Here is a 13,052-nt window from a genome sequence, read left to right on the forward strand (position 1 = left end):
ATTCGTTGTTTATGTGGCGACCGTGAGTTTATTGGTCAGGCTTGGCTTCGCTATCTTCTGCTCGAACCGCTACTGGCTTTCTGTCTGAGAATTCGGGCTACGGACAAGATTGAGCACAATGGCAAGCTTTTGGCCGCCAAAGTCATTTTTGCCCATCTTGCTATTGGTGAATCTCAACGTCTTCAAGGGAGTTGTCGGGTTTGGGGATATCCTGTTTCTGTAGAGGCTCTTCGCTTGCCTGATAATTCTCTACTCATCGTCATTGGACATCCCGATTCCCAAGGTCTTATTCACGATTATGCCCTGCGTTGGGGCATTGAAACCCTTTTTGGCATCTTTAAGACTCGTGGCTTTTGCTTGGAATCTACTCACTTTACTGACCCCAAGCGTCTTCGTAAGCTTTTGGCTTTACTGACTTTAGCTTTGGCTTGGTCTCTCAAAACTGGTCTAGCAATTCATCATCTTCATCCCATTCCCCTCAAGAAACATGGTCGCCTAGCGCAGAGTCTTTTTCGTCTTGGTTTTGACCATCTTCGTCATCTTGTTCTTAATCCTTCTCTACCCAATTTTTCTCTTTTTCTCGACTCCCTACATTTTTTGTCCTGTACTTAGGATTGAGTTATCAGATTTATCGCCTTAAGTTGACGTGCTTTATCACGCATTTCCTCATATAGCGTGGCATGGAACCCACATTCCGCAGGTTGTCGAAGAGGAGCACTAGTTCACGCGAGCTAGTATCGGTACTTGTGCATTGATTTCGGGCAAGGATAAAAAATGTCAATAAAGTTCTAAAATGGAGTCTTGTCTTAGATAGAATCAACAGTAAAAATGAATAACCTAAATATTAAAGACCTCGACCACTTAGGAATCGTAGCGGGAATTATAGATGAAATGGGTTTAGTAGAAATTATCGATGAGGAAGTGGGAACTCATCCTCAAGAAAAGCTCAGTGTAGGTACAATAGTAAAAGCAATGATATTAAACTGCTTAGGATGTATCAATGCTCCGTTATATTTGTTGAGTGAGTTTTTTAAAGGAAAAGCATTAGAACACCTATTAGGAGAAGGAATAAAAGCAGAAGATTTAAATGATGACAAGCTAGGAAGGTCATTGGATAAGGTATTTGGAGTGGGGGTAAAAAACCGGTTCACGAAAATAGTCCTAAAAGCGGCAGCAATCTTTGGAATAGAACAAAAGTCAAAGCATTTAGACTCAACCTCAATGTCTGTACAAGGGAAGTATAAGGAAAGGATAGAAGATGAGGAAGACGAGCAGACAAAAGCCATAAAAATAAAATTTGGTTATTCCAGAGATAAACGACCAGACCTAAAACAGTTTATGTTAAATATGATATGTAGTGGAGATGGTGGTGTCCCTCTCTTTATGCAATTAGGAGATGGCAATGAATCGGATAAAAAGGTGTTTCCCCAGATAATCAAAGACTGTCAAGAAAGGTTGAATATGGAAGGTTTATCGGTGATGGATGGAGCTTTTTATACGGCGGAAAATGTGGGCATAGCGAGGTCAATTCAATGGTTAAGTCGTGTCCCTCTGAAAGAAGCCACTGAGACTTTGGCAAATATATCAGAAGACCAATGGCAGCAGGGTGAACAGGACGGTTATCGTTGGCAAGTGAGGGCTTCGGAATATGGGGGTGAACAGCAACGATGGCTTGTGGTCGAAAGTGCTCAACGTATCCAGTCCGATAATAAAGCTATAAGTCAAAAAATTGAGAAAGCCGATAAAGTTGTCAAAAAAGAATGGCAGAAACTTTGTGGACAGAATTTTGCTTGTGAGGCCGATGCTCTTACTGAGGCTCAACTCTGGCCAAAAACCTTGACTTATCATCAACTCAGTCAAGTTGAGGTTCAGACTATTCCTTACTATGCCAAGGGAGGAAGACCGAAACAAGGGGCTACCCCTCTCGGTTTTCATTACCGCTTAACTGGGCAATTAAGCCTTGATTCCTCTTGCTTGGAAGCCGCATCTAAACGGGCTGGACGTTTTATTTTAGCTACTAATGTTCTTGATTCTCAGGTTTTGAGTCCCGACCAGATGTTGGCTGAATATAAGGCTCAACAAAACACCGAGCGCGGCTTTCGCTTTCTCAAAGACCCTTTCTTTTTTGCCTCTGCTCTTTTTCTCAAGAATCCTCAACGCATTATGGCTTTGATGATGATTATGGTTGTCTCTTTATTGGTTTATACTTTGGCACAACGTCGCCTACGACAGGCTTTGGCTCTTGCCCATCAGACTATTCCTAATCAAAAGGGTAAACCGACCGCCATTCCCACTCTGCTTTGGGTCTTTCAGTCTTTTCTGTTTATCCGTTGGTTAGAGATTGGCGGCATTCAAACTATCGTTAATTTGACCTCCAAACACAAACATATTCTTTCCTTTCTTGGCTCTTCATGTCAAAAGTACTACTTTGTCTCTTGACTTACCTGCGGAATGTGGGATGGAAAATTTCATTAGCAGCGATCTGAGCAAAAATCGATAACCATTCTTTGATATTTTTAACATCGTCGTCAGAAATGTTTTTAGATGGACGAGTGAAGTGAACGTACAAAACTCCCGTCTGTTCTAAATCTTTATCAGTCTGTTCTGGGATATATTTGCGAACTGGTAAAGGAGCAGCAGCGATCGCTGTTATTCCTACACTCTTCGCTTCTGGATAAAAGGCAGGATCAGTGTCTCTAACAAACTGAGTTTCACTCTTTTCAATTGCTCGAATACCTATTCCGTTTGGACGAGGTGGACAAGCTTGAAGAAATTTTTTACCATCTTTGCCTGCAAACACTTCGGTAAAGTAGTGTATAAACTCTTCATCAGATGACCTTTTTGGGGGACGAAAAAGCAAACTACTTGCAACCGCAATTTTTCTTGCTTCACCAGCAATAACTTCTAACACATGACAAAGATGAGTTTCATAAATTTGTACGGCTTTTTCACTAAAGTCCTTTGCTAGGGCAATGGCTGTCTTTGGTTCTAAGCTGTCATCAGTTTAACTTGCAATAATACTTGAGCCCTTGTTTTTGATTTTACGTCCCCAACATATTGTCAATCCACCTTCATTAAGAAGTTTATGGATGAGAGATTCTAATTCTTCAATTGATTTGAATAATTTATTTGCAATATATTCTTTTGCTGAATGCCATACCAATTCCATTAAATTATAATCGGGACTATAGGGTAGGGCTGATTCATTCTAACAAATCTCAATCAATCAAATCCTTATCTGGCAAGGTTTTAAGGCGATTTCTCAGAATAAATATCTGAAAATTTTTAAAAATACCTTACTTTGCTTACCCCATAAGCGATTGAAGAGAGACAAAAAAGGAATCAAACCAGAGAATGAATCAGCCCTAGGACTATAGGGGGGTAAAAACTCCAAAATAATGTTTGGCATTTCTTCCGTGATCTCGTCTAGAATTTCTTGCTTTTTGTGGAAGCTCGCATTATCTAAAATAATCACAATCTTCGGACCATTCTTTTCAAAGTCTTCTTTTTTATTTCCTTGTTCTATCCATTCTCTTTGTATGTCTTTGTAAAATTTTAATAATACACTCTTGAAGTTCTGAGAGCTACCAGTGGGAATCAAATCAACCCACCGTTTTTTGTCAGTATATCTAATACCACCCATTACATTGACTCTTCCTTTTCTTCTATCTCCCCTCACTTTTTTACGCTTTCCTTTTTTTGTCCAATGTTTTCTCCGTATTACTCTTAAGCTGAAGCCACTTTCATCCCAAAACCATATCTGGATTGATTCTGGCTTTTCTTTCAAAAGCTTCTTGTACTCTTCAACTTTCTTTCTAAATTCCTCTCTTTTTTGCTCATCTTGTTTATCTTCTAGACTATATTTTGCCCAAATATAGACAAATCGCTTTTTTTTAAGCATATTTCTAAGTTGTGTATTTCCTAACAATATACCCGTTTTTTTTTCCATATAAGTTGATAGTCTTGCTACTGTCCAACGTCCAAATTCATATCCAAACTCTTCAGGCTCTTTGATTATTATCTCCGTCAATTTCTCTATGTATTCTTCTGGGCACTGGTATCGTCTAGCTAGAAGCTATAAACGTTGCAATACAAGAGGTTCAACAAATCAGGCGAATTTGGAGTAAGTCCTCCCAAGTTAACCCTTTTTGAATTATACCGAGAGCTACCGCAGGAACTTTTTTCGTCGTAAAATGGCTGCGAACAAAGTTATGAACCATCCAGAAAATATCTAGCACTCGCTGTAATCCCACAACAGATTTAGCATAAGTATTTGTTCGACGACGAAAGGCGGCTAAATAGCGTCGTAGAGAACTATTAAATGCCTCAACGTGGTTGGCATGAACATCCTTGTCTTCTGGTTTTTCTGTTGTCTCAGGATGTTCAGTTTTCGGAGTTTCTACTTTCTCTAGTTTACCCTCAGAATCTCGACGTTTACTACTCTTATTTTTTAATCTTACCACCATACCCTTCGGTAATACTTTGGTGGGACGACCTCGCTTCCCAGTCCTTAATACTTCGTGACAAATATTAAATAGCAGTTGACTATATCGCTTTTCTCCATCTGTAAATAACTGGAGAGATTCTGCACTCCTTTCAAATAATTCCGCTACCGTCATCATTGGTACTGGTATCGTGTGATCAAAGCTAGAAAAAGTTATGGTGTAAGAGTTTGAGAAAATAGAAAATAACTTACGACTGGACATATTCCCGTTTTTGTTATACTATTATTATTGTCATTATATTAAAGAAAGGGAAAACGGAAAGCAATGTCAACATTGAATAAAAGCTCAATTGACCTCCTAAGTGATATTGGCTTACCTCAAGAGAAAGAGGAAGCCTTATTTCAGAAAAACTGCCCTCATTGCTATAGTGAAAAAGTAAAAATACATTCTCATTACCAAACGAAAGGTAACGGGGAACGTAAAATGTTCATCTGTCAAGAATGTGGTTCTTGTTTTGCTGAGACTTATGGTAGCGTAATCGCTGGCTTAGAAACCCCATTAAGTGAAATTGTAAAAGTATTAAAAGCCAGAATGGAAGGAATAGGATTAAATGCAGCAGCCCGAGTATTCGGCTACGCAAAAACAACAATATTGAATTGGGAAAAGAAATTATCAGGATTACAAGAGACATTATTTTTATACGCCTTAGTGAATGAATTTGTTAAATTAGTAATAGAAGGGGATGAACTATACACAAAAGTTGGAAAAAATAAAGAAGCAAGTGCCTCTGAGGGGTGGACAATCGTGCTCATGGACAGGGCTAGCCGCTTTATTTGGCATTTAAAATGTGGTAAAAAAGAGCAGAAATTATTTCTAGAAGCAATGATGACGGTAGCGGAATTATTTGAAAGGAGTGCAGAATCTCTCCAGTTATTTACAGATGGAGAAAAGCGATATAGTCAACTGCTATTTAATATTTGTCACGAAGTATTAAGGACTGGGAAGCGAGGTCGTCCCACCAAAGTATTACCGAAGGGTATGGTGGTAAGATTAAAAAATAAGAGTAGTAAACGTCGAGATTCTGAGGGTAAACTAGAGAAAGTAGAAACTCCGAAAACTGAACATCCTGAGACAACAGAAAAACCAGAAGACAAGGATGTTCATGCCAACCACGTTGAGGCATTTAATAGTTCTCTACGACGCTATTTAGCCGCCTTTCGTCGTCGAACAAATACTTATGCTAAATCTGTTGTGGGATTACAGCGAGTGCTAGATATTTTCTGGATGGTTCATAACTTTGTTCGCAGCCATTTTACGACGAAAAAAGTTCCTGCGGTAGCTCTCGGTATAATTCAAAAAGGGTTAACTTGGGAGGACTTACTCCAAATTCGCCTGATTTGTTGAACCTCTTGTATTGCAACGTTTATAGCTTCTAGCTAGACGATACCAGTGCCTCATCATTGCTTCTAGAAATAATTTCTGCTCTTTTTTACCACATTTTAAATGCCAAATAAAGCGGCTAGCCCTGTCCATGAGCACGATTGTCCACCCCTCAGAGGCACTTGCTTCTTTATTTTTTCCAACTTTTGTGTATAGTTCATCCCCTTCTATTACTAATTTAACAAATTCATTCACTAAGGCGTATAAAAATAATGTCTCTTGTAATCCTGATAATTTCTTTTCCCAATTCAATATTGTTGTTTTTGCGTAGCCGAATACTCGGGCTGCTGCATTTAATCCTATTCCTTCCATTCTGGCTTTTAATACTTTTACAATTTCACTTAATGGGGTTTCTAAGCCAGCGATTACGCTACCATAAGTCTCAGCAAAACAAGAACCACATTCTTGACAGATGAACATTTTACGTTCCCCGTTACCTTTCGTTTGGTAATGAGAATGTATTTTTACTTTTTCACTATAGCAATGAGGGCAGTTTTTCTGAAATAAGGCTTCCTCTTTCTCTTGAGGTAAGCCAATATCACTTAGGAGGTCAATTGAGCTTTTATTCAATGTTGACATTGCTTTCCGTTTTCCCTTTCTTTAATATAATGACAATAATAATAGTATAACAAAAACGGGAATATGTCCAGTCGTAAGTTATTTTCTATTTTCTCAAACTCTTACACCATAACTTTTTCTAGCTTTGATCACACGATACCAGTACCTTCTTCTGTTACTTTTCTGTGATTTCCTTTTTTTCTTTTGTCTCTTAAGCTTTCTATCTCTTTCGGATTTCCATTATTACACCAGTACCACACTTGTCGTTTGCAACATTCTAATAATCCTGATATTTCATCATACGTTTTTCCTTCATTTCTCAGTAACATAATCAATATTCTCTCTCTTGTAACTGCGTGCTCTTCCGTTTTAAGGGCTTTTTGTAGCTCTTTCTTGGTCTTTTGGTCTAAGAAGTTTAACGTCAGCATAGTCATACAAAAAAGTAAGTCTATATATTCTACCTTATATCCACTTAGAGTGATGACAGCTTATTGGACTTTCGGGATTACGATATGCGACCTCTACTGTGCCAATGATTTGTGTCTGGACGTTGGACAGTTGCTTTACTATAGTTAAGATAGTACATCGTGCTTCCTGCTTAGAGTCACTTTTTTTTTCAGATTGAAACCAGTGGCACTGGTATCGTCTGCTCAAAGTTGGAAAAAGTTATGGTGTAAGGCTTTGAGAAAACAGAAAAATAGTTTAAGACTAGACATCGGCTCGTTTTTATTATACTATTATTATTGTCATTATATCAAAGAAGAAGGAAACAGAAAACAATGTCAATATTAAAGAAAAGCTCTATGGAAATCCTGAATGATGTTGGCTTGTGCCAAGAGAAAGAGGATGCCTTATTCAAGAAAAACTGTCCTCATTGCTATAGTGAAAAAGTAAAAATACATTCTCATTATCAAACGAAAGGTAACGGGGAACGTAAAATGTTCATTTGTCAAGAATGTAGTTCTTGTTTTGCTGAGACTTATGGTAGCGTAATCGCTGGCTTAGAAACCCCATTAAGTGAAATTGTAAAAGTATTAAAAGCCAGAATGGAAGGAATAGGATTAAATGCAGCAGCCCGAGTATTCGGCTACGCGAAAACAACAATATTGAATTGGGAAAAGAAATTATCAGGATTACAAGAGACATTATTTTTATACGCCTTAGTGAATGAATTTGTTAAATTAGTAATAGAAGGGGATGAACTATACACAAAAGTTGGAAAAAATAAAGAAGCAAGTGCCTCTGAGGGGTGGACAATCCAGGGTAATCGCATCTTATTTGTTACAAAAAATACAGACAAAAAGAGAGAAATATAGTGTAAAAAAGAAGCAGTCATCTAAGAGAAGAAAAGGCTATTATTTAAAAAAAGTAAGTGAGTGAGGTCAAAGATGGCAAAAGGCTTCGGCGCAAGAGTTCTAACCCCACAACAAGAAAAAGAAGTCAAAATTATCAAAAGAAGCCTACTGAAACATTTTCAGTGCCTAAAAGAACCGAGAACAGGGAGAAGGCAAGACCATAACTTAACAGCAATTGTCACCATAGGAATATTGGCAGTATTGTCAGGGGCAGATGGCTTTGTAGCAATTGAAGCCTATGGCAAAGCCAAACGAGAATGGCTAGAAATGTTTCTAGAGTTACCAAAGGGAATTCCCTCTCACGATACCTTTGGAAGAGTATTTGGAATGTTGGAAACAGAAGAACTAGAAAAAAGTTTTCTGAGCTGGATAAGCAGTCTAACGGAGAAAATGGACATAGAGCTGATACAGATAGATGGAAAAACGAAAAGAGGTTCTTATGATAGGGAAAAAGGACTAAATGCGTTACACAGCATAAGTGCGTGGAGTAGTGAGCGGGGACTGATGTTAGCGCAAAAGAAAGTAGATAGTAAATCTAATGAAATAAAAGCAGTCCCCTTGTTACTGAAGTTACTTAACATCAAGGGGGCAGTAGTAACCCTAGATGCAATGGGAACGCAGACAGAAATCGCAAAACAAATAAAGCAAGGTGAAGGTGACTATGTATTGGCTCTCAAAGGAAATCAGGGCAAACTTAATAAACAAGTTAGGGATTGGTTTAAACAAGCGGTCGCTCAGAACTGGCAAGGAATTGAATACAGTTATCATGAGAAGACAGAAAAAGGACATTACCGTTTAGAAACTCGTCAAGTCTGGACAGTGTCAATCAATCAGCTTTCCGCATTGCATCGCCAAAATCAGTGGGTCGGTTTAGCAACTGCTGTGATGGTTAAAAGTAAAACTCAATTCGGTCATAAAACAACAGAGACGTTTCGCTATTATATTAGCAGTCTTCCTACGGATGCCGAACGTCATAGCCATGTGATTCGTTCTCACTGGAGTATTGAAAATAGTCTGCATTGGGTTTTAGATGTCACTTTTAATGAGGATGCGAGTCGAGTGCGTCAAGGTAATGCGGCTGATAATTTGGGCTTGCTCCGTCGTTTAAGTATTAATTTGCTTAAACATGAGCCATCTCAAAAAAGCTTGAAGATGAAGCGTTATTTGGCGGCGATGGACAACAATTTTCTTCTACAGGTTTTAGCAGCTAGTTCACGGGAGTGATATTCATGAGTATATTTAGCTTCAAATAGGGCTTGCTGAAAAAGTCCACAAAACGAACCTAGATGCCACAGGGCGCGAAAAATGGTGACTTCAGAGCTCAGTTTCCAGTTTTACCTCACATTTTTCCAGCAAAGTGCATGGATTTTGAGCCTCCAAATGCCATAACCTTGCATCTGATCGTTTGTAAAATGCCTGAAAGTATTGTCTAGCAAGGATTTCATCCTTATTCAGCAAGCCCCAAATAGGAGGATTGGCAAAATATTGACACCAACAATTATGAATTAGCGAAATTACTTAATCTTTTAGAGTTTAAGTTGATTTTCTTCTCTTTTTAGTTTTTGATATAGTCTATTTTTAAGCTAGATTTCTTTTTTGATTCCACTCTACTAATATGCGATTACCCTGGTGGACAATCGTTCTCATGGACAGGGCTAGCCGCTTTATTTGGCATTTAAAATGTGGTCGAAAAGAGCAGAAATTATTTCTAGAAGCAATGATGACGGTAGCGGAATTATTTGAAAGGAGTGCAGAATCTCTCCAGTTATTTACAGATGGAGAAAAGCGATATAGTCAACTGCTATTTAATATTTGTCACGAAGTATTAAGGACTGGAAAGCGAGGTCGTCCCACCAAAGTATTACCGAAGGGTCTTGTAGTAAGACTAAAAAATAAGAGTAGTAAACGTCGAGATTCTGAGGGTAAACTAAAGAAAGTAGAAACTTCGAAACCAGAACATCCAGAGACAACAGAAAAACCAGAAGAAAAGGACGTCCATGCCAACCACGTTGAAGCATTTAATAGTGCTATCCGACGCTATTTAGGGCTTGCTGAAAAAAGCTGAAACCTTTACGGAGAAAAATAGTAGGCGAATTAAGAACCGCTAGAATGCACGAAAATAGGGTAGAATGCCTCAAAACCATTGCATTAAGAAGAGAGAAAGCAGATGTACCGAAAGCAACAGTACTCAATTGAAACACCAGAAAACTTGAAAAATCTGTTCGGCGGGCAGTTAGACGAAGAAAATCGTTGGATAGAAATGTCAAAAATGATTCTTTGGGAAGAATATGAGGAAGAATATGCAAAAAACTTCACAGAAAAAAAAGGAGCCCCAGCCAAATCATTTAGAATGGCATTAGGAGCATTAATTATCAAAGAAATTTCAGGAAAAAGTGACAGAGAAACAGTAGAACAAATAAAAGAGAACCCTTATTTACAGTACTTTATAGGAATGGAAAGCTATAGTAGCAAAGAAGCATTTAATGCGTCAATGATCTGACTTTTCCCGTTAAGTGCGGATTGCAAGCTGCCAGCCTTGGCAAAGGTCATGCAACTTCAACCAACCGCGCCAAAGGACTTGGATACCGAGAGGAGTTTTACGACGATGTTCAAGATAACCACCAAGAAAAGCAACAGACTCGACAGCCCAAGCAACAGTCAAAATAGGGGGAAGTTTTTGAGAGGCGGCTGCTTTTAACACCTGAAGTTGAAGAGGATTAAGAATTTCAATCGCGAGAGCATCGGGCTGGGTACGATGAAGATAAGTAACGTGTAAAAGTTCAACAGCAATGACACTTAAAAAACCCAAAAGAGTTTTCATTCCATCAGAGGCAAGTCGATAACGCTCACTCTGACAACCAGACTTAAGGACTTTATGAAATTCTTCAACCCGCCATCGGTAGGTGTACCAACGAAGAATAGTGACAGCCATCTCAATAGTCTCAACAACTTCTGTAGTCAGAAGCATCCAAGATAAAGGAGTTTCGCCTTCGGGACAATCGATTTCTGTCGCATAAACAGCATAGACATTCAACGGGTCACGATTATCAAAACGATAGGGAGTTCGTAGATTAACTGAGCAAAATCGGACGGCAAGCTTAACCTTCCGTGCTTTTCTTTTTCCTGTACTCGGAATCTCGATTTCTTGATGAAAACGAATCGGTTCTGATTCCAAATGTTGCCAAAGTCGTTCACTATTTTTGTCTAAACTACGATTATGAGACGCTCTGACCAGCACTCCTGTATGCTTGAGTTGACGCACTGAGTCAAAGACTTCTGAAACATCTCCTTCTCTGTCAAATACATGAATTACCCTCGTTGAACTTTCTACCTGTTTCTCACAGGTGTTTAGAGCCTCTACCCATTTGTAGGATTCTTTTTCCTCAAATGGTCTTTGACGAGCTGCTTTTCTTTGTTCTTTCTGTCTTTCTTTTTTCTGCTTCGCCGTTTCATCTGTTGGGGGCTTTTCTTTTACCTCCCTATTCCACAGTTTTTGCCATAATAAACCTAATACTTGTCCTTTTTCTGGCTCAATTGCTAAAGCACTATGCAGTATTAATCCATTCCCTCCTTTTCCAGTCGGCCCATACCCTTCCCTTTTTTCCTTGATATTGCGATAATCTAAGAAGGTCGTATCTCCGACTGATAGCATTATCTTATATTCTTCTACGGCGGCAGTTGTCATTTCACAGTGCGGCTCTATTATCTTGACAAAGTCTGTTTTCGGATTCCCAAAAATTCATAGGCCCTCTTTAACTCGTTTCCTCCCTTAAACACTTCTGATAAGGCTTTTCCAAACCCCTCACTTAACTTTTTCCCAATCGAGAAGGCACGATTGTTTAGCCTCTCGTCTCCCAATTCACAACTGGCAAAGTTTTTTGTCCACCATTCCAACATTTTTTGACCTGCCCTTTAAGATTTTCTCCATTTTACAGTCTCATACTCCCTTCATCCTTTGTTTTTGAAATTTGAACGATAAGCGGGATGATGGCTTCAGAATATTTTTTTCCTGTCAAGAGAATCATTACTCAAACCCTTGCCAGATAAAGCCTCTAGAAGTTTGCATTGCTGGATTTTGGACTTAACGGGAAAAGTCAGGTCAATGATGGTTCATTTTCGTAAAAAAATAGGAATGGAATTAATAAATAAAATTAATAAAGAAATAGAAAAAAAAGCGACGGGTGTAGCGTCAGAAAAAAAAGAAAATGAAGGAAAGTTATTGTTAGATGCGACTTGTACACCAGCAGATATAAAATATCCAACGGATATAGGAATATTGAATGATGCCAGAGAAAAAACAGAAAAAATAATAGATAAGCTGTATGAAGAAATAAAAGAGAAAAGGAAAGAAAAGCCGAGGACTTATAGGGAAGTGGCAAGAAAAGAGTACTTAGCCATAGCAAAAAAACGTCGTGTGTCAAAAAAAGAAAGAAGAAAAGGAACAAAAAAACAACTAGGATATATAAAAAGAAACTTGTCTGATATAGAAAAAATGATAGAAGAGGGAGCAAAGTTAGAAAAACTAACGAAAAAAGAGCAAGAAGAGCTTGTAACGATAGGAAAAGTGTATGAGCAACAGTTAGAAATGTATGAAAAAAAGACAAATAAAGTAGAAAACAGAATTGTGAGTGTAAGCCAACCTCACGTGCGTCCAATAGTGCGTGGAAAAGCGGGAAAAGCAGTAGAGTTTGGAGCTAAAATATCGGCAAGTAATGTGAATGGCTTTGTCTTCTTAGACAAATTAAGTTGGGATAATTACAACGAATCGGGAGATTTACAAGCGCGAATAGAAGAATATAAAAGGGAAACAGGATGTTATCCGGAATCGGTTCATGTGGATAAAATCTATCGAACAAAAGCGAATCGAGCTTATTGTAAAGAAAGGGATATAAGAATGAGTGGTCCCCGATTGGGAAGACCGCCGAAAGAGGTGAGCAAAGAAAAAAAGAAAGAGGCACGCTCAGATGAAAGAGTGCGTAATGCCATTGAGGGTAAATTCGGACAGGGAAAGAGGAAATTTAGTCTTGGTCGAGTGATGGCCAAACTACCTGAGACCTCGGAAACGGTAATTGCGATGAACTTTTTGGTAATGAATCTTTCTACTCTACTTCAGAAGACAAAAAGTAAAAAGTTGTAGAGTCGTTTTTCTTGTGAAAAATGGTGTTAATTTTCCTCTCTTTTGTGAGGAGTGATTTGTGTTGACCTTTTTAGACAGAAAGGAACAATAGATTAAACAAAATCTGTATTTTGATTT

General features: G+C 38.5%; 11 protein-coding genes and 5 pseudogenes. 8 read left to right on the plus strand and 8 right to left on the minus strand.

What is annotated here, in order from left to right:
- Together KA717_01655 and KA717_01660 are read left to right on the plus strand one after the other, a co-directional pair.
- Positions 1-612: pseudogene (locus KA717_01655) on the plus strand (transposase).
- A gap of 216 nt (positions 613-828) precedes the next feature.
- Positions 829-2,439 (plus strand): IS1634 family transposase, encoded by a 1,611-nt coding sequence (locus KA717_01660; GenBank protein ID UXE61698.1) that lies wholly within the window; start codon positions 829-831, stop codon positions 2,437-2,439.
- Between the two features lies 1 nt (position 2,440).
- Here the strand turns inward: KA717_01660 and KA717_01665 are convergent, their stop codons facing one another.
- The 4 genes and pseudogenes from KA717_01665 to KA717_01680 form a co-directional block, all read right to left on the minus strand.
- Positions 2,441-2,911: a hypothetical protein gene (locus KA717_01665; protein UXE61699.1), complete on the minus strand. Its 471-nt coding sequence runs from the start codon at positions 2,909-2,911 to the stop codon at positions 2,441-2,443.
- Positions 2,912-3,004: 93 nt separating this feature from the next.
- A pseudogene (locus tag KA717_01670) lies at positions 3,005-3,190 on the minus strand (IS630 family transposase).
- Between the two features lie 177 nt (positions 3,191-3,367).
- Positions 3,368-4,048: pseudogene (locus KA717_01675) on the minus strand (IS630 family transposase).
- A 52-nt stretch (positions 4,049-4,100) separates the two neighbouring features.
- Positions 4,101-4,706 (minus strand): hypothetical protein, encoded by a 606-nt coding sequence (locus KA717_01680; GenBank protein UXE61700.1) that lies wholly within the window; start codon positions 4,704-4,706, stop codon positions 4,101-4,103.
- Positions 4,707-4,769: 63 nt separating this feature from the next.
- On the opposite strand from KA717_01680, the gene KA717_01685 reads away from it, so the two are divergent.
- Complete coding sequence (locus tag KA717_01685) at positions 4,770-5,849, plus strand: IS1 family transposase (GenBank protein ID UXE61701.1); 1,080 nt, start codon at positions 4,770-4,772, stop codon at positions 5,847-5,849.
- Here the strand turns inward: KA717_01685 and KA717_01690 are convergent.
- Together KA717_01690 and KA717_01695 are read right to left on the minus strand one after the other, a co-directional pair.
- The gene (locus KA717_01690) at positions 5,823-6,464 is read right to left on the minus strand and encodes a hypothetical protein (protein ID UXE61702.1); all 642 of its coding nucleotides are present in this window, start codon (positions 6,462-6,464) and stop codon (positions 5,823-5,825) included. The two genes, KA717_01685 and KA717_01690, sit on opposite strands and share 27 nt — an antisense overlap.
- Positions 6,465-6,592: 128 nt before the next feature.
- Positions 6,593-6,877, minus strand: coding sequence for a helix-turn-helix domain-containing protein (locus KA717_01695; GenBank protein ID UXE61703.1), 285 nt, complete (start codon positions 6,875-6,877; stop codon positions 6,593-6,595).
- A gap of 345 nt (positions 6,878-7,222) precedes the next feature.
- Here KA717_01695 and KA717_01700 point away from each other — a divergent pair, with 345 nt between their 5' ends.
- The 4 genes and pseudogenes from KA717_01700 (at position 7,223) to KA717_01715 (ending at position 10,253) form a co-directional block, all read left to right on the plus strand.
- Complete coding sequence (locus tag KA717_01700) at positions 7,223-7,759, plus strand: hypothetical protein (protein UXE61704.1); 537 nt, start codon at positions 7,223-7,225, stop codon at positions 7,757-7,759.
- 72 nt (positions 7,760-7,831) lie between these two features.
- Entirely contained in the window at positions 7,832-9,022 is a 1,191-nt protein-coding gene (locus KA717_01705; protein ID UXE61705.1) for an ISAs1 family transposase, read from the plus strand.
- 391 nt (positions 9,023-9,413) lie between these two features.
- Positions 9,414-9,863, plus strand: a complete 450-nt coding sequence (locus KA717_01710) for a hypothetical protein (protein UXE61706.1) — start codon at positions 9,414-9,416, stop codon at positions 9,861-9,863.
- Positions 9,864-9,965: 102 nt separating this feature from the next.
- Positions 9,966-10,253 (plus strand): annotated as a pseudogene (locus KA717_01715) (transposase).
- 54 nt (positions 10,254-10,307) lie between these two features.
- On the opposite strand, the gene KA717_01720 reads toward KA717_01715, so the two are convergent.
- Positions 10,308-11,483, minus strand: coding sequence for an IS4 family transposase (locus KA717_01720; GenBank protein UXE61707.1), 1,176 nt, complete (start codon positions 11,481-11,483; stop codon positions 10,308-10,310).
- A gap of 17 nt (positions 11,484-11,500) precedes the next feature.
- A complete protein-coding gene (locus tag KA717_01725) occupies positions 11,501-11,695 on the minus strand; it encodes a transposase (protein UXE61708.1) in 195 nt (64 codons plus the stop codon).
- 202 nt (positions 11,696-11,897) lie between these two features.
- Between KA717_01725 and KA717_01730 the strand changes: the two are divergent.
- Positions 11,898-12,914, plus strand: a pseudogene (locus KA717_01730) (IS5 family transposase).
- The last annotated feature ends 138 nt before the right edge of the window (positions 12,915-13,052 follow it).

The organism is Woronichinia naegeliana WA131, assembly GCA_025370055.1.
GTDB classification, from domain to species: domain Bacteria; phylum Cyanobacteriota; class Cyanobacteriia; order Cyanobacteriales; family Microcystaceae; genus Woronichinia; species Woronichinia naegeliana.

Excerpts from the sequence above, each read along its gene's own strand:
- KA717_01710 (UXE61706.1), top strand. The coding sequence starts at position 9,414 with ATGCGATTACCCTGGTGGACAATCGTTCTCATGGACAGGGCTAGCCGC.
- KA717_01690 (UXE61702.1), bottom strand. The coding sequence starts at position 6,464 with ATGTCAACATTGAATAAAAGCTCAATTGACCTCCTAAGTGATATTGGC.
- KA717_01680 (UXE61700.1), bottom strand. The coding sequence starts at position 4,706 with ATGTCCAGTCGTAAGTTATTTTCTATTTTCTCAAACTCTTACACCATA.
- KA717_01720 (UXE61707.1), bottom strand. The coding sequence starts at position 11,483 with ATGACAACTGCCGCCGTAGAAGAATATAAGATAATGCTATCAGTCGGA.
- KA717_01705 (UXE61705.1), top strand. The coding sequence starts at position 7,832 with ATGGCAAAAGGCTTCGGCGCAAGAGTTCTAACCCCACAACAAGAAAAA.
- KA717_01660 (UXE61698.1), top strand. The coding sequence starts at position 829 with ATGAATAACCTAAATATTAAAGACCTCGACCACTTAGGAATCGTAGCG.
- KA717_01725 (UXE61708.1), bottom strand. The coding sequence starts at position 11,695 with ATGTTGGAATGGTGGACAAAAAACTTTGCCAGTTGTGAATTGGGAGAC.
- KA717_01700 (UXE61704.1), top strand. The coding sequence starts at position 7,223 with ATGTCAATATTAAAGAAAAGCTCTATGGAAATCCTGAATGATGTTGGC.
- KA717_01685 (UXE61701.1), top strand. The coding sequence starts at position 4,770 with ATGTCAACATTGAATAAAAGCTCAATTGACCTCCTAAGTGATATTGGC.
- KA717_01695 (UXE61703.1), bottom strand. The coding sequence starts at position 6,877 with ATGACTATGCTGACGTTAAACTTCTTAGACCAAAAGACCAAGAAAGAG.